The sequence below is a fragment of the Sphingomonas corticis genome (assembly GCF_012035195.1).
Lineage (GTDB): Bacteria > Pseudomonadota > Alphaproteobacteria > Sphingomonadales > Sphingomonadaceae > Sphingomonas > Sphingomonas corticis.
In genome coordinates this window covers 31,282-51,628 of sequence record NZ_JAAVJH010000001.1, presented here as the reverse complement: position 1 = coordinate 51,628, position 20,347 = coordinate 31,282, and the positions used below count along the sequence as shown (strand labels likewise).

Here is a 20,347-nt window from a genome sequence, read left to right as displayed (position 1 = left end):
GAGGTGCTGGAATGACTCGCTTGATCGTCGCGGTGGTGGTGGTGCTGGCGCTGGTCGCCGGCCTGCTCTTCTTCCTGTCGGGCCGCGCGTCCGAGCAGCCGACGACGCGGGTCGAGAAGGCGGTCGAGCTTGGCAACCTCGCGAGCTAGGGCGTCGCGCTACCGCGCCGGTATCCTGGGCGCCGCGGCGCTGGCCGTCGGTGCCGCCGCGGTCGCGCAGGACCGGCCCGAATCGCTGCTGCCGCCCGGGTTCGGCGATCCCGCGCCGGCGCCCGCGCCGTCGCCGACGGGTGCGGCCGTGCCCGCGCCGGTGCCCGGCGGCGGCTTCGTGCAGCCGCTGCCGGTGCCGTCGCCGTCGCCGGCCGTTTCCGCCAGCCCGTCGCCGTCGCCGTCGCCCACCTCCACCGCCAGTCCGTATCAGCTGCCCGCCTTCGCCCGCCGCTCGCTGACGCGCGTGGGCGTGGCGCAGACCGCGCTGCCCGTGGATGCCTTCGGCGCGGCGGACGGACGCTCGATCGAGCTGCTGATGCGGCGGCTGTCGGCTCCGCTGCCCTCGCGCTGGACGTCGATCCTGCTGCGCCGGCTGCTGGTCGCACAGGTGGAGACGCCCGCGGGCGTCAACGGCGCCGATTTCGCGGCGGAGCGCGCGTGGCTGCTGCTGCGCATGGGCGAATCGGTCGCCGCGCGCGCGGTGGTGCAGGGCGTGGACACGGACCGAATGACGCCCAAGCTGCGCCAGGTGTGGATGCAGGCCTCGCTCGCCACCGCCGATCCCGCGGGCCTCTGCCCGCTGGCGGAGGGGGCGGGCGACAGCGAGCGCGGCTGGGTGGTCGCGCGCGCGATGTGCGCCACGCTGGGCACGGGCGCGCGCAGCCAGCCGCTGGTCGCCGCCATCCGCCGTCGCCGCATCGCCAGCGGCATCGACCTGCAGCTGGCGCAGAAGGTGATGGGCGCGGGGCTGAACAGCCGGCAGGCGATCACGATCGAATGGGGTCCGGTCACGCAGCTGACGGCGTGGCGCTTCGGGCTGGCCACGGCCACGGGCGTGGCGGTGCCCGACGAATTGTACGCCACCGTCGGCCCGCAGGTGGCGGGCTGGCGCGCACTGGCGGCGGCGATCCCGCTGGCCGAACGCGCCGCCCCGGCCGAGCGCGCCGCAGCGATGGGCGTCCTCTCCAACGTGGCGTTGGTCGATCTCTACGCCGCGGTGGCCGACGACGACGCCGCGCCGCGCACGGTGACGGCCGACGCGGAGACGCTGCGCGACGCCTATGTCGCCGGCGATCGCGCCGCGCGGCTCGCCGCGATGCGTCAGTTGTGGAGCGCCGCGGCGACGCCGGCGGCGCGCTACGCCCGCCTGGTGCTCACCGCGCGCGCCGCCGCACGGCTGACCCCCGCGGCGGAGACGGCGGAGGCGGACCGGCTGGTCGCCTCGATGCTCGCCGCGGGGCTGGACCGGTCGGCGCAGCGCTGGCGCGGCGTGGTGCCGGCGGGCGGCGACGCGTGGGCGATGCTGACGCTGGCCGATCCCGACGCCGGCGGGCGCGCCGCCGCGTTCGACGATTACGCGCCGCAGGGGCCCACGGCGGATCGCAGGCGGCGGCTGTTCCTCGCCGGTCTCGCCGGGCTCGGCCGCCTGTCCACCGGGCAGGTCGAGCAGGCCGCGGCCGCGCTGGACGTGCGGATCGGCGCGGAAACGCCGTGGACCCGCGCGATCGATCGCGCCGCGCGCGACCGGCAGGGGGGCATGGTGATCCTGCTGGCCGCGGTGGGCATGCAGACCGGCGACTGGAGCGGCGTGCCGGCCGAGCACCTCTATCGCATCGTCGCCGCGCTGCGTGCCGTGGGGCTGGAGGGCGAGGCGCGAATGATCGCCGCCGAGGCGATCGCGCGATCGTGAGCGACGCCGCCGCGATGGACCGCTTCCTCGAGATGATGGCGGCGGAGGCGGGGGCGGCGGCCAACACGATCGCGGCCTATCGCCGCGACCTGTCGCTGGCCTCCGCCGCGCTGGGCGGCGGGCTCGCGCGCGCCGACGACGCGGCGCTGCAACGCCTGGCGGAGGAGTGGCGCGATCTCGCCCGCGCCACCGTGGCGCGCAAGGCCGCGGCGCTTCGCCGCTTCTTCGGCTTCCTCGTCGACGAGGGCGACCGTGCCGACGATCCCTCGTCCGCCCTGCCGCGCCCTGCAGCGGCGCGCCCGCTGCCGCGGACGCTGGGCCACGCCGACGTCGACCGCCTGTTCGCCGCCATCGCGGTGCGGCTGGAGCACCCGCTCCCCGCCGACTGGCGCAACGCCGCGCTGGTGGAGCTGCTCTACGGCTCGGGGCTGCGCGCCAGCGAGCTGGTGTCGCTGCCGCGCAACGCCATCCATCCGGACCGGCCGTTCGTGATCCTGAAGGGGAAGGGCGGGCGCGAGCGGCTGGTGCCCGTCTCCGACCGCGCGCGCGCCGCGGTGGCCGCGTGGCGCGCGCACGTCGCCGCCGACCGCGCCTTCCTGTTCCCGTCGGGCACCGGGCACCTGTCGCGCGTCCGCCTGTTCCAGATCGTGCGCGCGCTCGCCGCCGACGCGGGGATCGCACCCGACCGGATCAGCCCGCACGTCCTGCGCCACGCCTTCGCCACCCACCTGCTGGAGGGCGGGGCGGATCTGCGCGCGCTGCAGACGATGCTGGGCCACGCCGACATCGCCACCACGCAGATCTACACCCACGTCGACGCCGCCCGGCTGGTCGCGCTGGTGAACGAGCGGCACCCGCTCGACGAGGCGCTGGCGGCGGAGCGGACGGACGCGCGCGTTGACGCCCCCGCGCACCCGGCCTAGTCGCGCGCGATGCCAAGCTTCCTCGACTTCGAAAAACCCATCGCCGAGCTCCAGGCGCGCATCGACGAACTGCGCGACACCGGCGCCGACGGCACCGTCGACATCTCGGCGGAGATCGCCAAGCTGCAGGCGAAGTCGGACAAGCTGCTGAAGGACACCTTCGCGAAGCTGACGCCGTGGCAGAAGACGCAGGTCGCGCGCCATCCCGAGCGTCCGCACTTCAAGGATTACGTCGCCGGCCTGTTCAGCGAGTTCGTGCCGCTGGCGGGCGACCGCGCCTTCGCCGACGATCAGGCGATCCTCGGCGGCTTCGCCACCTTCCGCGGGCGCCGCGTGATGGTGCTGGGGCACGAGAAGGGCGACGACACCGCCAGCCGCCTTCGCCACAATTTCGGCATGGGCAAGCCCGAGGGCTATCGCAAGGCGATCCGGCTGATGGAGCTGGCGGACCGCTTCGCGCTGCCCGTCGTCACCCTGGTCGACACGTCCGGCGCGTTCCCCGGCGTCCAGGCGGAGGAACGCGGCCAGGCGGAGGCGATCGCGCGCTCGACCGAGGCGTGCCTCGCGCTCGGCGTGCCGATGGTGGCGAGCGTGGTGGGCGAGGGCGGATCGGGCGGCGCCATCGCGCTCGCCAGCGGCAATCGCGTGCTGATGATGGAGCACGCGGTCTATTCCGTCATCTCGCCCGAGGGCTGCGCCTCGATCCTGTGGCGCACCGCGGACAAGGCGCCCGAGGCGGCGGAGGCGATGAAGGTGACCGCGCAGGACCTGAAGGGGCTGGGCGTGATCGACGCCATCGTGCCCGAGCCGGTCGGCGGCGCGCACCGCCTGCCCGACGCCGCGGTGGCCGCGCTCGGTTCGGCGATCGAGGGGGCACTGGCCGAACTGTCGTCGCTCGACGCCGCGGCGCTGCGCCGCGACCGGCGCGAGAAGTTCCTGCGGATGGGCCGCCTCGGCTGACGGCAAAAGGAAAGGGGCGGCGGACCCTCGGTCCGCCGCCCCTGCCGTGTCCGTGCGGACCCGCGCGATCAGGTGTTCGCGCTGGCGTCCACGCCGGCCTTCATGCTGCTGTTGGTCTTGTTGAAGGTGCTCTTGAGCTGGTTGCCCAGGCCCTGCATCGCGGCGATGGCGGCGACGGCGATCAGCGCGGCGATCAGGCCGTACTCGATCGCGGTGGCACCCTTGCTGTTCTTCAGGAAAGCGCGAATCTTCTGCATATCGATCTCCAGTGCACTCGAAACTTCAGTTACCCGGCCGAAGCCGGTGTGACCGGATCCAGCGAGAACCGTGTTACGTCGGCCGGATTGACAAAGGTTTAAACGCGAAGGTGAACGGATCGTCACTGATTGGACGCGGTGCGCACCTTCTCGTCCATGTCCGTCCAGATGCGGTTGGTGGTGCGTGCCACCGCCAGCAGCGCGACGAAGCTGACCAGCACCACCAGCGCCAGGATCAGTCCGTATTCCACCGCGCTGGCGCCGCGCGAATCGCGCAGCAGGCGACGGAGCGGAACGAGACGGGGGCGGCGGGGACGCATGGGAGCGGGGATACGCGATGACGCTTAACGATTGGTCGACGCCGCTGCTGGTGGTCGCCGGCGCGTTGCCGCGGGACGACCGCTGGCTGATGCAGCGGCGGCCCGAGGGGAAGGCGCACGCGGGCCTCTGGGAGTTTCCCGGCGGCAAGGTCGATCCCGGCGAGTGGCCCGCCGCGGCGCTGGCGCGCGAACTCGCCGAGGAGCTCGACATCGCCGTCGATCCGGTCGACTGCACGCCGCTGGGCTTCGCCACGGACGCGACGGCGACCGGGCGTCCGCTGCTGATGCTGCTCTATCGCGTGGCGCGCTGGCGGGGCGAACCGCGCCCGCTGGCGGCATCCGCGCTGGCGTGGGAGACGCCCGCGGACCTCGCCCGCCGCGCCATGCCGCCGGTCGACCGGCCGCTCGTCGCGATGCTCGCGCGGGACGCATGGGGTTGACGCTGGCCGCGCCGCCCGCCAAGGGCCTGCCACACCGCATCGAGGCCCGATGGCGGAGTGGTGACGCAGAGGACTGCAAATCCTTGCACCCGGGTTCGATTCCCGGTCGGGCCTCCATCGTCCTCCCGCCGCTTCCGCACCGTCACCCCGTTGGCGAAGCCGCGCCGACGCGATAGAACGCGACGATGCGGAAAGTGTGTTGCATAAGCAAGACACTCGTGCCAAGCCTTGACGATGCAGGAAATTCGATGACCGCTCCCATGCCCGCGAGCTCTCCCTCCGCTCAGGCCGCCCCGGTGGATTACGCCGCCATGCGCCAGGCGATGGTCGCCAGCCAGCTGCGCACCACCGCCGTCACCGACACGCGCGTGATCGCGGCCATGGCGGAAGTCCCGCGCGAGCGGTTCGTGCCGGCCGAGGCCGCGGCGATGGCGTACCGCGACACCGCGGTTCCGCTGGGGCAGGGGCGCGCCGCCAACGTGCCGCTGGCCACCGCGCGGCTGCTGGTGGAGGCGCGGTTGCGCGCCGACGACCGCGTGCTGCTGATCGGCGCGGCGGGCGGCTATACCGCGGCCGTGTTGGCGCGGATCGTGCGCGAGGTGGTGGCGGTGGAATCGCTTCCGGCGCTGGCGGAACAGGCGCGCGGCGCCCTGGCGGGTGAGCCGAACGTGACCGTGGTGGAAGGCGCGCTGGAGCACGGCCATCCCGCGGGCGCGCCCTATGACGTGCTGATCGTCGACGGCGCGGTCGAGGAACTGCCGCAGGCGCTGCTGACGCAGGTGGCGGAGCATGGCCGCATCGTCAGCGGGCTGGTCGAGCGCGGCGTCAGCCGCCTCGCCGCGGGCAGCCGCGCGGGCAGCGCGACCGCGCTGGCACCATTCGCCGACATCGACGCGGTCCGCCTGCCCGGCTTCGCCAAACCGAAGGCCTTCACCTTCTGATGCGCAGGATCGGGGGAGGGGTGGCGGCGCTGCTGGCGGGGGCGGCGGCGTTGCAGGCGGCGCCGGCGACGGCGGAGACGCTGCGCGAGGCGCTGGCGCGCGCCTATAACGGCAATCCGACGCTCACTGGCCAGCGCGCGGCGCAGCGCGCGCAGGACGAGAACGTGCCAATCGCGCGGGCCAACGGCCTGCCCTCGGCGCAGGTCAGCGGGTCGCTGAACGACAATTTCGTGCGCGGCGGCAATTCGTTCACCACCGCGGAGCGGGTGTTCCAGGCCCAGGGCGGCGTGACCGTCCCGGTGTGGACCGGCGGCCGCGTCGGCAACGCGGTGCGCGCCGCGGAAACGCGCGCCTTCGCCGGCCAGGCGGGCCTGCGCAACACGGAGGCGGTGGTGTTCACCGACGTGGTCGCCGCCTACAACAACGTGCTGCGCGACGAGGCGATCGTGGCGCTCAACACGCAGAACGTGCGCGTGCTGGACACCAACCTGCGCGCCAGCCGCGACCGGTTCGAGGTGGGCGACGTGACGCGCACCGACGTCGCCCAGTCCGAAGCGCGGCTGCGGCTGGCCCAGGCGCAGTTGCAGAGCGCGCAGGCGACGCTGATCGCCAGCCGGGAGAATTACGTCCGCCTGGTCGGCACGCCGCCGGGCACGCTGGAACCGCCGCCGCCGCTGCCCAACCTGCCCTCCGCACCCGATCTGGCGGTGGAGGTCGCGCTGGACGACAATCCCGCGCTGATCGCCGCCCGGCGGCAACGCGACGCGACCGAATACGATGTGCGCGCCGCCCGCGCCACGCGCAATCCCCAGGTCGGCGTCGGACTAACGCAGAATTACTTCAACTATCTCGGTAGCCTGGGCCAGGGTTCGGGCGCCGGCCTCGGCATCGGGCAGAGCGGCAATACCACTGCCGCGGGCGTGCAGCTCAGCCTGCCGCTGTTCCAGGGCGGACGCCCCGGCGCGCAGATCCGCCAGGCGCAGGAGCTGCGCGGCCAGGCGATCGAGCAGGCCACCGCGACCGAGCGTCAGGTGGTGGCGAACGCGCGCTCCGCCTTCGCCATCTGGCGCTCCTCGCAGGAGGTGATCGCCTCGGCGGAGGCCGCCGTGGCGGCGAACAAGCTGAGCCTGGAGGGCGTCCGCGCGGAGAACAGCGTCGGCACCCGCACCGTGCTCGACATCCTCAACGCGGAGCAGGAACTGCTGAACAGCCAGGTGACGCTGGTGACGGCGCGGCGCGACGCCTATGTCGCGGGCTTCTCGCTCCTTGCCGCGATGGGCAAGGCGGAGGCGGAGGACCTGGGGCTCGACGGCGGTCCGCTGTACGATCCCGCGGTCAACTACCGTCGCGTGCGCCGCAGCTGGTCGGATTACAACAGCAACCCCGCGCCGCAGCCGATCGCGCCGACGACCGCCGCTTTGCCCGCGCAGGACGCCACCGTCACCCGTCCGCTCGACCCCGCGTTGGAGAGCGATGTTGACAGAAGCCCCGCCTTGACGACAGGAATTGACCGGCCGCGTCCGTGATGCCGTTCTTCGGTCGCGCCCGGCACATCGTTGGCCAAGCCGTTGGGGAAGCGGGCGTTGGAGGAAGGTCGCACATGGGCGATATGAGCGCCGAACCGTCGATGGAAGACATCCTCGCCTCGATCAAGCGGGTCATCAAGGAGGGCGAGACGCAGGGGCCGCCGCGCCGCATGTCGCCGCGCCCCGCGCCCGCTGCGCCGGTCGACGATGACGCCGGTCTGCGGACCGACCGCGAGGAGATCCTCGAGCTGCGCCAGCCGCTCGCTCCCGCCGAGGCGCCGTCCCCGGCCGCCGAGCGCGCAGCTCCGGTCGCTGCGCCGCCCTTCGACCACGCGCCCCCCGCTCCGGCTTCGCCCGCTCCGTCTCCCCCTCCTTCGGCTGCCGCCGCTCCCGCGGCCCCGCTCGCCGCCGGCGTCTCGTCCGCCACGGCGGAGGCGACCCGCGACGCGCTCGGCGCGCTGTCGCGGCTGGTCGTCCGGCCGGAACCGGGCACCGACGGCACGCTGGAGGGGCTGGTGCGCGACATGCTCCGCCCAATGCTGAGCGACTGGCTCGACGCGCACCTGCCCGGCCTGGTCGAGGACATGGTCGCGCGGGAGATCGCGCGGATCACCAACCGCGGCTGATCGCCGCCCCGCGCGGTTTTGCGCCGTCGCGTCGATTGTTTCGCGCGCGACGATCTGCTTTGTTCCGGCGATGAAGACCCTTCTCGCCGCGAGTCTCCTCGCGATCGCCGCCGCCTCGGCTCCTGCCGCCGCCCGCCAGCTGACCATTGAGGACGTGACGATGCTGAGCCGCATCGGCGCGCCCGCCCTGTCGGCGGACGGGCGCTGGCTGGTGTGGGCGCAGCGCGAGACCGATCTTGCCGCGGATCGCGGCCGCTTCGATCTGTGGCGGCTCGATCTGACGAAGCCCGGCGCGCCGCCCGCGAAGCTCGCGGCCGATCCGCAGGTCGACGAGAACGACCCGCAGATCGTCGGCACCACCGTCTATTTCAGCGCGGAGGACGCGATCTGGTCCGTGCCGGTCACCGGCGGCACGCCGCGGCGGCTGACCGATTTCAAGGGCGGCTTCAACGGCTTCAAGGTCGCGCCCACGGGGGACCGGCTGGTCGTGTGGGCGGATCGCCGCCCCGGCGCGCCCAGTCTGGAGCCGCCGATGGAGAAGAAGGCGGCGGACGCGGGATCGGGCCGCACCTACGACCGGCTGTTCGTGCGCCATTGGGATAGCTGGGCGGACGGCAACCGCTCGCAGCTGTTCGTGCTGCCGCTCGGCGCCGGCGGCGCGCGCGGCAACGGCGTCGCGATCACCGGCGGGCTGGTGGGCGATACGCCGTCCAAGCCGTTCGGCGGCGCGGAGGAAGTGAGCTGGAGCGCGGACGGCCGCACCGTCTATTTCGCGCTGCGCGAGGCGGGGCGGATCGAGCCGCTCTCGACCAACCTCGACATCTTCTCCGCGCCCGCGGACGGCTCCGCGCCGCCGGTGAATCTCACCGACGCCAACGACGCCACCGACACGCAGCCCAGCGTCTCGCCCGACGGGCGCCGCCTCGCCTATCTCGCCATGCGCCGCCCCGGCTACGAGGCGGACCGCTACGTGCTGACGATCCGCGACCTCGCCACGGGCCGCGCGGTGTCGCTGACCGAGCGGTGGGACCGCTCGGTCGGCTCGATCGCCTGGGCACCCGATTCGAAGAGCCTGTACGTCACGGCGGAAGATACGCAGGAAGTGCCGCTGTGGCGCGTCGACGCGCAGAGCGGCGCGGTGACGCGGCTGACGCAGGAAGGCCATGTCGGTGCGGTCGCCGTGGGCGCGCGCGGTCCGGTCGTCGCGATCGACAGCCTGACCGCCCCGGCCGACTTCTACCGCATCGCGGCCGGCGCGCCGCAGCGCCTCACCAGCGTCAACGCCGCGAAGCTCGCCGGGATCGACATGCCGGCGGTGGAGCGCTTCGCCTTCACCGGCGCCAACAATGACACCGTGCACGGCTATGCGGTGAAGCCCTACGGATCGACCGGCAAGGTGCCGATCGCCTTCATGGTCCACGGCGGCCCGCAGGGGTCGAGCAACAACAGCTGGTCGTATCGCTGGAATCCGGCGGTGTTCGCGGGCGCGGGCTACGGCCTGGTCGCGGTCGATTTCCACGGGTCCACCGGCTACGGCCAGCGCTTCACCGACGCGATCCGCGACAATTGGGGCGGCTGGCCGCTGGAGGACCTGCAGAAGGGCCTGGCCGCCGCGACGGCGAAGTTCACGTGGCTCGACGGCGACAACGCCTGCGCGCTCGGCGCCAGCTACGGCGGCTACATGATGAACTGGATCGAGGGGAAATGGCCCGACCGCTTCCGGTGCATCGTCCAGCACGACGGCGTCTTCGACGCCCGCGCCATGGCGTACGAGACCGAGGAATTGTGGTTCGACGAGTGGGAACACGGCGGCAAGGCCTATCACGAGGATCCCGCCGCCTTCGAGAAGTGGAACCCCGTCAACCACGTCGCGAAATGGAAAACGCCGCAGCTGGTCATCACCGGCGAGAAGGACTTCCGCATCCCCTACACGCAGGGCCTCGCCGCCTTCACCGCGCTCCAGCGCCGCGACGTGCCCTCGCGCCTGCTCGTCTTCCCCAACGAGAACCATTGGGTGCTGAAGCCCAGGAACTCGCGGCAATGGTACGCCGAGGTGATCGGCTGGATGGACCGCTGGACCAAGGGGGCAAATTGATCCGTTCGTGCTGAGCGAAGTCGAAGCACATGCGCCGGTGCTTGGCCTTCGACTTCGCTCAGGCTGAACGGGGGTGGTGCGTGCCCCGTCGTTCTGGCTAAGGACCCGCGCATGACCGAGCTGCCGAAAACCTTCAATCCCGCCGCCATCGAATCGCGCTGGTACGCGCATTGGGAGGAGAACGGCCTGTTCCGTCCCGACCGGCCGGGGGCGGAGCCGTGGACGATCGTCAACCCGCCGCCCAACGTGACCGGCAGCCTCCATATCGGCCACGCGCTCGACAACACGCTGCAGGACATCCTGACGCGCCACGCCCGGCTGAAGGGCAAGGATGCGCTGTGGGTCGTCGGCACCGACCATGCCGGCATCGCGACCCAGATGGTGGTGGAACGGCAGATGGCGCTGTCGCAGCAGAAGCGCACCGACTTCACCCGCGACGAATTCGTCGACAAGGTGTGGACGTGGAAGGCGGAGAGCGGCGGGCAGATCACCGGCCAGCTCCGGCGGCTGGGCTGCTCGATGGACTGGGCGAACGAGCGCTTCACGATGGACGAGGGCTTCAGCGCCGCGGTGCTGAAGGTCTTCGTCGATCTTCACAAGGAGGGCCTGCTCTACCGCGACAAGCGGCTGGTCAACTGGGACCCGGGCCTCGGCACCGCGATCAGCGACCTGGAGGTCGAGACGCGCGAGGTGCGCGGCCATTTCTGGAAGCTGCGCTACCCGCTGGCCGACGGCTCCGGCCATATCGAAGTGGCGACGACGCGGCCGGAGACGATGCTGGCCGACATGGCGGTCGCGGTGCATCCCGACGACGCGCGCTACGCCGCCCTGGTCGGGCGGGACGTGCGGCTGCCGATCACCGGCCGCCTGATCCCGATCGTGGCGGACGAGCACGCCGATCCGGCGCTCGGCTCCGGCGCGGTGAAGATCACGCCGGGCCACGACTTCAACGATTTCGAGGTGGGCAGGCGCGCCGGCATGAAGGCGGGCGAGATGCTCAACATGCTCGATGCGAAGGCGCGCGTGGTGCAAACCGCCGACGGGCTGATCCCGCCCGAGTTCCTCGGCCTGTCCACCGCCGACGCGCGTGCCGCGGTCGTGACGCGGTTGAAGGCGGAGGGCGTGCTGGTGCCCCACGTCGACAAGGACGGTGCCGAACACGACAGCGAGCCGCGCACCATCCAGACGCCGTTCGGCGACCGCTCCGGCGTGGTGATCGAGCCGTGGCTGACCGACCAATGGTACGTCGACGCCGCCACGCTGGCGAAGCCCGCGATCGAGGCGGTGCGATCGGGCGCGATCCGGATCGTGCCGAAGACGTGGGAGAAGACCTTCTTCAACTGGATGAAGAACATCCAGCCGTGGTGCGTGTCGCGGCAGCTGTGGTGGGGCCACCGCATCCCCGCGTGGTTCGCCGAGGACGGCCGCATCTTCGTCGCGCTGACGCAGGAAGAGGCCCAGGCGCAGGCGGGCGAAGGCGTCGCCTTGCGGCAGGACGAGGACGTGCTGGACACCTGGTTCTCCAGCGCGTTGTGGCCCTTCGCGACGCTGGGCTGGCCGGATGCCCAAAACGATCCGTTCGTCCTGAGCGAAGTCGAAGGACATGCCAATGGCGCAGCGCCCGACGCACGTGCTTCGACTTCGCTCAGCACGAACGGCGGCGAGGGCACGCGCGCGCCGCAGCTCGCCGGCCGCTACCCCAACGACGTCCTCGTCTCCGGCTTCGACATCCTCTTCTTCTGGGATGCCCGCATGATGATGCAGGGCCTGCACTTCATGAAGGACGTGCCGTTCCGCACGCTCTACCTCCACGGGCTGGTGCGCGCGGCGGACGGGGCGAAGATGTCCAAGTCCAAGGGCAACACCGTCGACCCGCTCGGCCTGATCGACCGCTACGGCGCGGACGCGCTGCGCTTCTTCATGGCGGCGATGGAGAGCCAGGGCCGCGACATCAAGATGGATGAGCGGCGCGTCGAGGGATACCGCAACTTCGCGACGAAGCTGTGGAACGCCAGCCGCTTCGCGCAGGCCAACGGGATCGGCGGATCGGAGACGCTGGAGCCGCCCGCCGCCACGTCCGCGGTCAACAAGTGGATCGTCGCGGAGACCGTCGCGACAGTGCAGGCGGTCGACCTCGCGCTTGCCGACTATCGCTTCGATGCGGCGGCCAACGCCATCTACCAGTTCGTCTGGTCGCGCTTCTGCGACTGGTATCTCGAACTGATAAAGCCCGTCCTGAGCGGCGACGAGAGAGGGTCGATCGACTCCGAGACGAAGGCGGTGGCGGGCTGGGTGCTCGACCAGATCCTTGTCCTGCTCCACCCCTTCATGCCCTTCATCACGGAGGAATTGTGGCACGCGCTCGCGGCCCGCGAGCACGACCTGATCGTCGCGCACTGGCCACAGCCCGACGCGCGCGCGCTCGATCCGGCGGCGCAGCAGGAGGTCGCCGGCCTCATCGACCTCATCGAGAACGTCCGCGCCGCGCGCGCCGAGCTGAACGTGCCGCCCGGCGCGCGGATCGCGCTCCACACCGGTACCGGCAGCGTCCCCGCGACGATCGCTCCCTATGTCGAGCGGCTCGCCCGCGTCACGCTGGTTCCCGACGAGGCGGAAGGCGCGCGCGCGCCGATCCTGTGGAAGGCGCAGACCTTTGCGCTCGCGCTGGAAGGCGTCATCGACCTCGACGCCGAGCGCGCGCGCCTCACCAAGGCGCTGGCGGCGGCACAGAAGGAGCGCGACGCGCTCGCCGGCCGTCTCGGCAACGCCAGCTTCGTCGAGCGCGCCAAGCCGGAAGCGGTGGAGAAGGCGCGCGCCGATCACGCGGAGAAGGCAGCCGACGCGGACCGCTTCGCCGCGGCACTGTCGCGGCTGGGGTGACGCCCCGCCGGCTGGCGTCGGGCGATCGCACCGCCGCGGTGGCGTTGTGGCAGGCGTGCGGGCTGACGCGGCCGTGGAACGATCCCGCGGTCGACTTCGACCGGGCGGTGGCGGGGCAGGGCAGCGCCATTCTTGGCGTCGATGCCGGGGCGGCGCTCGTCGGCACGGTGATGGTCGGCGACGACGGCCACCGCGGCTGGCTCTATTACCTCGCGGTGGCACCGTCCCACCGCGGCAGCGGTCTGGCGCCAATTCTGGTCGCCGCCGCGGAGGGATGGCTCCGTGAGCGGGGCGTGCCGAAGGTCCAGCTGATGGTCCGCGACGGCAACGACGCCGCCGGATTCTATGCGGCGCTGGGCTACGAAGCTGCCGATGTCACGGTGATGGCGCGCTGGCTGTAATGCGCTCGGTCGCTCGGGAGGTCGCTTCTTGGCGGAGCGGTGCTCCTGCGTCGGCAGGAGCCTGGAGTTTCTGTGCAGAGTCGATCGTGGCCCTGGGCTCCTGCCAGCGCAGGAGCACGCCGGAATGCCGATCCATTCGCGCCTGATCCGACCCTGTCCTACGCACCCGTCGCCGGCTATGGCATCGCAATCATCGCAGCAGGGGAGAACGGATGGCCATGGCCGCCGCATCCGCACGCCCGCTCCGGCGTTATCTCCCGATGCCTGCCGCGTCGCTCCTTCGAATCCCCGCCGTCGCGCACCCGTCGCGCGCGCGTCGCGCCGCTGTCACGTCTCGGTCGCCTCGCCGTCGCATCGGCGGCGCGATATGAGCGAAAACACCGCCGGCGCCCCAACGTCCTCAACATTGGCGGACGCGCCCGCCGCCGACGGCCAGCGCGATCTCACCCGCGGACCGATCTTCTCCACGCTCGTCGCCTTCGCGCTGCCGACGCTCGGCTCGAACGTCCTCCAGTCGCTCAACGGATCGATCAACACGATCTGGGTGGGCCGTTTCCTGGGCGAGGACGCGCTCGCGGCGACCAGCAACGCGAACATCATCATGTTCCTGATGTTCGGCCTCGTCTTCGGCTTCGGCATGGCGGCGACGATCCTCGTCGGCCAGGCTTGGGGCCGGCACGATGTCGACGCGGCGCGGCGCGCCTTCGGCTCGGCGACCGGCATCGTGCTGGCGGGGTCGGTCGTCACCGCGCTCCTCGGCTGGACATTCGCACCGCAGATCCTGCGCGCGCTCGCGACGCCCGGTCGCGCCTACGACGACGCGCTGGCGTACCTGCGCGTCATCTTCCTCGGCCTGCCGGCGTCGATGCTGCTGGTGCTGATGTTCATGGGGCTGCGCGGCATCGGCGATTCGATGACGCCGCTCTGGTTCATGGGCCTTTCCGTCCTGCTCGATTCGACGCTGAACCCGGTCTTCATCCTCGGCCTCGGCCCCGCGCCCGAACTCGGCATCGCCGGATCGGCGACCGCCACGCTGATCGCCAACCTCGTCTCCTGCGCCGCGCTGGCCGCGTGGATCGCGTGGAAGGACGTGCCGATCGCGCTGAAGGGGCGCGACCTGCGGCTGGTCCTGCCCGATCCCGCGGTGGCGCGCACGATCCTGGCGAAGGGAGTGCCGATCGGCGCGCAGATGCTGGTCATTTCCGGCGCGGGGCTGGCGATGGTGGGGCTCGTCAACCGCAACGGCGTGGACACCACCGCCGCCTACGGCATCACGCAGCAGGTGTGGACGTACATCCAGATGCCCGCGATGGCGATCGGCGCCGCCGTCAGCGCGATGGCGGCGCAGAACATCGGCGCCGGGCGATGGGATCGCGTCGGCCGGATCACGCGCGCGGGGCTGGTGCTGAACGTCGCGATCACCGGGGTGGCCGTGGTCGTGGCGCTGCTGTTCGACCGCGCGCTGCTCGCGCTGTTCGTGCCCGCGGACAGCCCCGTGCTGCCGATCGCCACGCACATCAACCTGATCGCGACCTGGGGCTTCGTCCTCTTCGGCGGTACCATGGTGCTGTTCGGCGTGGTGCGGGCGAACGGCGCGGTGTGGGGCCCGCTGGCCATCCTGTTCGTCGCGATGTTCCCGGTGCGGCTCGGCATCGCGCTGCTGCTGCGGCCAACGCTGGGCGTCGACGCCTTGTGGTGGAGCTTCCCCATGGGCTCGGCCACCACGGTCGCGCTGGCCGCGCTCTATTATGGGCGCGGCAGCTGGCGGAAGGGAGCGCTGCTGGTGCCGGAGGCGCATTGCGAGGAGCGCAGCCACGCCGACGTGGAGCCGGCCGGCAGCCTCAGGCCGGTGGGGTAGCGCCCGCCTGCCGCGGCGCGATCACCTCGATCACCCCGGCCGCGATGTGCGCCGTGACCGGCGTGTGCGCCAGCACCTCGCCGTCGATCGAGATCGGCAGCGGCGGCACGGTGGATACCTTCAGCGACGTGCCGGAGAAGCTGACCGTGTCGTGGTGCCGCGCCTCGAGCCCGAGGAAGCTCGCCGCCCAGTTCTTCACCAGCCCCCTTTTGTACCGCGCGCACACCGCCTGGACGACGATCCGGCCCGAATCGACCTTGGCCTCGTCCACCAGCCACTGCCCGCCATGGTAGGGCCCGTTGGAGATGCGCACCTCCACCACGCGCATACGGTGCTCCTCCTTGCCGTCGTCGACGGTCAGGATGAACGGGCGGAAGCTGGCGAACTGGTACGACGCCCAGCCGAGATAGCCGACGCGGCCCAGCACCTTCTTCAGGTTGTGCGGCACCGTCTCGGCGATCTGCGGGCTGAGGCCCATGGCGGCGCAATTGGCGAAATAGTCGTCGTCGATCATGCCCAGGTCGATGCGTCGCGGCTGGCCGGTGCGCAGCACCTCGAACGCGCCATCGATGTCCATCGGGATGCCCAGCGTCCGGCAGAAGCTGTTGGCGGTGCCCAGCGGCAGCACGCCCAGCATCACGTCCTGCCCGACCAGCAGGTCGACCAGCCCGCTGACCGTGCCGTCGCCGCCGCCCAGGATGACGAGGTCCGGCTTCTTCGCCAGCGCCTGGCGGACGATGCGGTCGAGGTGCTTGGGATCGTCCACCGCATGCGGCTCCACCTCGTAGGGCAGCGTCGCCAGTCGCTCGCACGCCCGCTTGAACAGCTTGCGGCCCTTGCGCGACTTGGCGTTGACGATCAGCGCGGCGGTCTTGATCCGGTCCATGGGGGCGCAACGCGCGAGCCACGGTTTCGCCCCCGTAACGCTTGCACGACCCCGCCGATTGGCCGAAAGCCGCGCGATGCACGCCGCTTATCCCGCGCTTCGCCTGCGCCGCACCCGCGCCGCCGCGTGGAGCCGCCGCCTCCACGCCGAAACGGTCCTGACCCCCGCGGACCTCATCTGGCCGCTGTTCGTGACGGAGGGGGAGCGGGTGGAGGAGCCGATCGCCACGCTTCCCCACGTCTCGCGCTGGTCGGTGGACCTGCTCGTCGCCCGCGCGCGTGAGGCCGCGGCGCTCGGCATCCCATGCCTGGCGCTGTTCCCCAACACCCCGCGCGAGCGGCGCAGCGACGACGGCGCGGAGGCGCTGAACCCGGACAATCTGATGTGCCGCGCGGTGCGCGCGATCAAGGACGCGGTGCCCGACGTTGGCATCCTCACCGACGTCGCGCTCGACCCCTATACGGCGCACGGCCACGACGGGCTGGTGGACGCGCGCGGCTACGTGATGAACGACGCCACGGTGGAGGTGCTGGTCGGCCAGGCGCTCAACCAGGCACGCGCCGGCGCGGACGTGATCGCGCCGAGCGACATGATGGACGGCCGCGTCGGCATCATCCGCGACGCGCTGGAGGCGGAGGGGTACCAGAACGTGCAGATCATGGCCTATGCCGCCAAATATGCGTCCGCCTTCTACGGCCCGTTCCGCGACGCGGTGGGCAGCCGCGGGCTGCTGAAGGGCGACAAGACCACCTACCAGATGGATCCGGCGAACGCGGAGGAGGCGCTGCGCGAGGTGGCGCTGGACCTTGCAGAGGGTGCGGACAGCGTGATGGTGAAGCCGGGGCTGCCGTACCTCGACATCGTTCGCCGCGTGAAGGAGGCGTTCGACGTGCCCGTCTTCGCCTATCAGGTGTCGGGCGAGTACGCGATGATCGAGGCCGCGGTGGCGGCGGGCGCCGCGGACCGCGACGCCATGGTGCTGGAAACGCTGCTCGCCTTCAAGCGTGCGGGCTGCTCCGGCGTGCTGACCTACCACGCGGTCCACGCGGCGCGGTTGCTGGGCGCGTGATCGGGACGGGGCGCCTGATCCTGCGTCCCTGGCGGGAGGCGGACAAGCCCGCCTTCGTCGCCTTGGTCAACACGCCCGCGATGATGGCGCATTTCGGCGGCGTCGCCCCGGCGGAGAAGGTCGCCGCGCTGATCGACGCGCAGATGGCGAACCAGGCGCGCGACGGCCATTCGATGTGGGCGGTGGAGATGCGCGACGGAGGGGAGCTCGCCGGCATCTGCGGCGTGCGTATCGGCGGGCATGCCGGCACGCCGGTGCCCGAGGAGCTGGAGATCGGCTGGCGCATCGGCGAGCGATGGTGGGGGCAGGGCATCGCGCGCGAGGCTGCGGAGGCAAGCCTCGCCTGGGGCTTCGCACACACCGACCGCCCGCGGATCGCCGCCTGGACGTCGCTGCGCAACACGCGTTCGTGGGGGTTGATGGAGCGGCTGGGCATGTCGCGGCGCGCCGAACTCGACTTTCGCCACCCCGCGCATGCCGCCGGCGATCCCGACGGCGCGATGATCGTCTACGCGATCGACCGCCCGTGAGCCTGCCCGCGATCGAGACCCCGCGCCTGATCCTGCGTCGCTGGCGCGAGGAGGACGTGGCGCCGTTTCACGCCATGGGGCAGGACGCGGAGGTGATGCGCTTCCTCGGCCCGCCGATGACGACGGACGACTGCCGCGCCGTCGTCGTGCGGCAGAACACCATCGCCGGGGAGTTCGGCCGCTGCTTCTTCGCACTGGAGCGGCGCGGGGACGGCGCCTTCCTCGGCTTCTGCGGCGTCAAGCCGGGGCCCGCCGGCACGCCGGTTGAGGGCGAGGCGGAGATAGGCTGGCGCCTCGCCCGCGCGGCCTGGGGACGCGGCTACGCCACGGAGGCGGCACGCGCTGCGCTGGACGCGGAATGGGGGCGCGGCACGACGCAGGTTCTTGCCATCACCGTCCCCGCCAACGCGCGCAGCCGCGCGGTCATGGAGCGGCTGGGCATGACGCACGAGCCCGCTGGCGACTTCGATCACCCCGCGCTGGCGCCCGGCGACCCGCTGCGCCGCCACGTCCTCTATCGCATCGAAAGACCCGCTTGACCGACGCTCCTGCCCGGGGCGGTCGCGCCCTGTTCGCCCTCACCATCCTGACGGGGTCGTTCCTGCTGTTCCTCGTCCAGCCGATGATCGCGCGCATCGCACTGCCGCGGCTGGGCGGCGCGCCGGCGGTGTGGAACTCGGCGATGCTGGTCTACCAGGCGCTGCTGCTCGGCGGCTACGGTTACGCCCACTGGCTGACCCGGCTGGCGCCGCGCCGGCAGGGGCAGGTGCATCTGGCCGTCCTGGCGCTCGCCTGCCTGTTCCTGCCGATCGGCCTCAGCGACCGGGTGCTCCCGCCGGGCGCAGAGCCGGCGTTGTGGGTGCCGTACCTGTTCGCGCTGTCGATCGGCCCGCTGTTCTTCGCCGTCTCCGCGCAGGCGCCGCTGGTGCAGCGCTGGTTCGCGATCGCGCGTCCGGGCGCCGATCCCTATCCGCTCTACGCCGCGTCGAACCTGGGCAGCTTCGCCGGGCTGCTCGCCTTTCCGCTGCTGGTCGAGCCGCAGCTGAGCGTCACGCAGCAGCGCTGGCTGTGGAGCGGGGGCTATCTGTTCCTCATCCTGCTGGTGCTGCTGTGCGCGGCGCGTCTGCCGGGTCGCCACGTCGCCGCGGCGGAGGCCCCGTCCGATCCGGCGCCGGCCCGGTCGCGCGTGGCGCTGTGGATCGTGATGGGCTTCGTGCCGTCGGGCATGATGCTGGCGACGTCCACCTTCATCAGCACCGACCTGCTGGCGATGCCGCTGATCTGGGTGCTTCCGCTCGCGCTCTACCTTCTCAGCTTCTCCGTCGCCTTCGCCGCCAACCGCCTCCTCGCCGACACGCTGACGCGGATCGCGCCGGTGACGATCCTGATGTTCGGCGGGATCATGATGGGCGGCTTCACGCCCACACCGTGGCTCAGCGTCATGCTGGCGCTGATCCTGCTGTTCATGCTGTCGGTGGCGCTGCACACCCGCCTCTACCGGCTGCGGCCGGAACCGGCGCGGCTGACCGGCTTCTATCTCGCCATGTCGATCGGCGGAGCGCTGGGTGGCGTGTTCGCCGGGCTGGTCGCGCCGGTGACGTTCGACTGGACGTGGGAATATCCCATCCTGATCCTCGCCGCCGGTCTGCTGGTGCCGCAGCTCTACCTCACCCACGGTCTGCGCGAATTGTGGAGCCGGGCGGGATCGCGCATCGCCGCGCTGGCGGTGGCGGGGGTGCTGCTGCTCGTCGCCGGCGTGATGGCCGCGATCTCGCCCGGCGGGCTTAACGGGTCGCAGTACACGCTCACGTCGTTCATCCTCATCGCCGGGGTCGGCATGGTGACGATCGGCGCGCGGCTCCCGTACATGCTGGTGCTGACGGCCTCGCTGCTGCTGTTCGGCGGGCTCGGCTCGCTGATGCTGACGCTGGAGTCCGGCGCTCGGACACGCAGCTATTTCGGCATCTACACCGTTCGTGCGGAGGCGCGGCAGCGCGTGCTGATCCACGGCAGCACCGTGCACGGCCTGCAACTGACCGGCTCGCCCGGGCGCGAGCGCACGCCCACGACCTATTACACGCCCGAGTCGGGGGTCGGTCGCGTCATGCAGGCGGCCACCGTTCTATACGGCCCGTCCGCGCGGATCGGCGTGGTCGGGCTGGGGACGGGCACGCTCGCCTGCTATCGCGAGCAGCGGCAGCGCTGGCGGTTCTACGAGATCGACCCGACCATGGTCGACATCGCGCGCCGCGGCCGCTTCACCTTCCTGCGCCGCTGCGCCCCCGACGCGGCGGTGATCCTGGGCGACGCCCGGCTGTCGCTGGAACGGGAGCCCGCCGGCAGCCTCGACGTGCTGGCGCTCGACGCCTTTTCCTCCGACGCGGTGCCGATGCACCTGCTGACGCGCGAGGCCTTCGCGGTCTATGCCCGGGTGCTCCAGCCACGCGGCGTGCTGGCGGTGCATATCTCGAACCGCTTCATTAACCTGGCACCGGTCGTGGCGGCGGCGGCGACGGCGGGAGGGTGGCAGGCGATGGTGCTGAACCATCGCCCCTCCGTGCTCGATCCGCAGGCGTCCGCCTCCGCCTGGGTCGTGCTGTCGCGCGATCCCGAGACCTACGCGACGATACAGATGGACGGCGCCCGCTGGCGGCGGCTGCGCGCGAACCCGCGGCTCGGCGCCTGGACGGACGATTATGCCACGATCCTGCCGCTGCTGCGGTTCTGATCCGCCCG

19 protein-coding genes and 1 tRNA gene are annotated in these 20,347 nt (G+C 71.9%); 17 read left to right on the top strand and 3 right to left on the bottom strand.

The window, feature by feature from the left end; all coding sequences use genetic code 11:
• Window positions 1-11 precede the first annotated feature (11 nt).
• Genes HBH26_RS00275 through HBH26_RS00260 form a run of 4 tightly spaced genes read left to right on the top strand, consistent with a single transcriptional unit; the run spans window position 12 to window position 3,782 of the window.
• A complete protein-coding gene (locus tag HBH26_RS00275; RefSeq protein WP_168132563.1) occupies window positions 12-149 on the top strand; it encodes a hypothetical protein in 138 nt (45 codons plus the stop codon).
• Window positions 130-1,899, top strand: a complete 1,770-nt coding sequence (locus HBH26_RS00270; protein ID WP_168132562.1) for a hypothetical protein — start codon at window positions 130-132, stop codon at window positions 1,897-1,899. The genes HBH26_RS00275 and HBH26_RS00270 overlap by 20 nt, the downstream gene beginning before the upstream one ends.
• Window positions 1,900-1,913: 14 nt before the next feature.
• Window positions 1,914-2,822, top strand: coding sequence for a tyrosine recombinase (locus HBH26_RS00265; protein WP_168133026.1), 909 nt, complete (start codon window positions 1,914-1,916; stop codon window positions 2,820-2,822).
• A gap of 9 nt (window positions 2,823-2,831) precedes the next feature.
• Window positions 2,832-3,782 (top strand): acetyl-CoA carboxylase carboxyltransferase subunit alpha, encoded by a 951-nt coding sequence (locus HBH26_RS00260; protein ID WP_168132561.1) that lies wholly within the window; start codon window positions 2,832-2,834, stop codon window positions 3,780-3,782.
• 68 nt (window positions 3,783-3,850) lie between these two features.
• Here HBH26_RS00260 and HBH26_RS00255 read toward each other — a convergent pair whose 3' ends face one another.
• Window positions 3,851-4,039 carry a Flp family type IVb pilin gene (locus HBH26_RS00255; RefSeq protein ID WP_168132560.1) on the bottom strand — a complete coding sequence of 63 codons (189 nt, stop codon included), beginning with the start codon at window positions 4,037-4,039 and terminating at the stop codon, window positions 3,851-3,853.
• A gap of 122 nt (window positions 4,040-4,161) precedes the next feature.
• Window positions 4,162-4,359 (bottom strand): Flp family type IVb pilin, encoded by a 198-nt coding sequence (locus tag HBH26_RS00250; RefSeq protein WP_168132559.1) that lies wholly within the window; start codon window positions 4,357-4,359, stop codon window positions 4,162-4,164.
• Window positions 4,360-4,376: 17 nt separating this feature from the next.
• Between HBH26_RS00250 and HBH26_RS00245 the strand changes: the two genes are divergently transcribed.
• The 9 genes from HBH26_RS00245 (at window position 4,377) to HBH26_RS00205 (ending at window position 15,126) form a co-directional block, all read left to right on the top strand.
• Window positions 4,377-4,799, top strand: a complete 423-nt coding sequence (locus tag HBH26_RS00245; protein ID WP_168132558.1) for an NUDIX domain-containing protein — start codon at window positions 4,377-4,379, stop codon at window positions 4,797-4,799.
• 43 nt (window positions 4,800-4,842) lie between these two features.
• A tRNA-Cys gene (locus HBH26_RS00240) sits at window positions 4,843-4,916 on the top strand.
• A gap of 131 nt (window positions 4,917-5,047) precedes the next feature.
• Window positions 5,048-5,740 (top strand): protein-L-isoaspartate O-methyltransferase family protein, encoded by a 693-nt coding sequence (locus HBH26_RS00235; RefSeq protein WP_239024487.1) that lies wholly within the window; start codon window positions 5,048-5,050, stop codon window positions 5,738-5,740.
• Entirely contained in the window at window positions 5,740-7,266 is a 1,527-nt protein-coding gene (locus tag HBH26_RS00230; RefSeq protein WP_168132557.1) for a TolC family outer membrane protein, read from the top strand. Before HBH26_RS00235 ends, HBH26_RS00230 begins: the two co-directional genes overlap by 1 nt.
• Window positions 7,267-7,340: 74 nt before the next feature.
• Complete coding sequence (locus HBH26_RS00225; protein WP_168132556.1) at window positions 7,341-7,892, top strand: DUF2497 domain-containing protein; 552 nt, start codon at window positions 7,341-7,343, stop codon at window positions 7,890-7,892.
• A 70-nt stretch (window positions 7,893-7,962) separates the two neighbouring features.
• Entirely contained in the window at window positions 7,963-9,987 is a 2,025-nt protein-coding gene (locus HBH26_RS00220; protein ID WP_168132555.1) for a S9 family peptidase, read from the top strand.
• A 111-nt stretch (window positions 9,988-10,098) separates the two neighbouring features.
• On the top strand, window positions 10,099-12,867 hold the full coding sequence (locus HBH26_RS00215; RefSeq protein WP_168132554.1) for a valine--tRNA ligase: 2,769 nt from the start codon (window positions 10,099-10,101) through the stop codon (window positions 12,865-12,867).
• A complete protein-coding gene (locus HBH26_RS00210; RefSeq protein ID WP_168132553.1) occupies window positions 12,864-13,268 on the top strand; it encodes a GNAT family acetyltransferase in 405 nt (134 codons plus the stop codon). The genes HBH26_RS00215 and HBH26_RS00210 overlap by 4 nt, the downstream gene beginning before the upstream one ends.
• A gap of 367 nt (window positions 13,269-13,635) precedes the next feature.
• Window positions 13,636-15,126, top strand: coding sequence for an MATE family efflux transporter (locus HBH26_RS00205; protein WP_168132552.1), 1,491 nt, complete (start codon window positions 13,636-13,638; stop codon window positions 15,124-15,126).
• Here HBH26_RS00205 and HBH26_RS00200 read toward each other — a convergent pair.
• Entirely contained in the window at window positions 15,110-16,012 is a 903-nt protein-coding gene (locus tag HBH26_RS00200; protein WP_168132551.1) for a diacylglycerol/lipid kinase family protein, read from the bottom strand. The two genes, HBH26_RS00205 and HBH26_RS00200, sit on opposite strands and share 17 nt — an antisense overlap.
• A gap of 76 nt (window positions 16,013-16,088) precedes the next feature.
• On the opposite strand from HBH26_RS00200, the gene hemB reads away from it, so the two are divergent.
• From hemB to HBH26_RS00180, 4 genes are read left to right on the top strand one after another with little or no spacing between them, the layout of a single operon-like run.
• A complete protein-coding gene (gene hemB / locus HBH26_RS00195) occupies window positions 16,089-17,081 on the top strand; it encodes a porphobilinogen synthase (protein WP_168132550.1) in 993 nt (330 codons plus the stop codon).
• Window positions 17,078-17,611 (top strand): GNAT family N-acetyltransferase, encoded by a 534-nt coding sequence (locus HBH26_RS00190; RefSeq protein ID WP_168132549.1) that lies wholly within the window; start codon window positions 17,078-17,080, stop codon window positions 17,609-17,611. Before hemB ends, HBH26_RS00190 begins: the two co-directional genes overlap by 4 nt.
• Complete coding sequence (locus tag HBH26_RS00185) at window positions 17,608-18,150, top strand: GNAT family N-acetyltransferase (RefSeq protein ID WP_338057191.1); 543 nt, start codon at window positions 17,608-17,610, stop codon at window positions 18,148-18,150. Before HBH26_RS00190 ends, HBH26_RS00185 begins: the two co-directional genes overlap by 4 nt.
• The gene (locus tag HBH26_RS00180) at window positions 18,147-20,339 is read left to right on the top strand and encodes a fused MFS/spermidine synthase (RefSeq protein ID WP_239024486.1); all 2,193 of its coding nucleotides are present in this window, start codon (window positions 18,147-18,149) and stop codon (window positions 20,337-20,339) included. The genes HBH26_RS00185 and HBH26_RS00180 overlap by 4 nt, the downstream gene beginning before the upstream one ends.
• The last annotated feature ends 8 nt before the right edge of the window (window positions 20,340-20,347 follow it).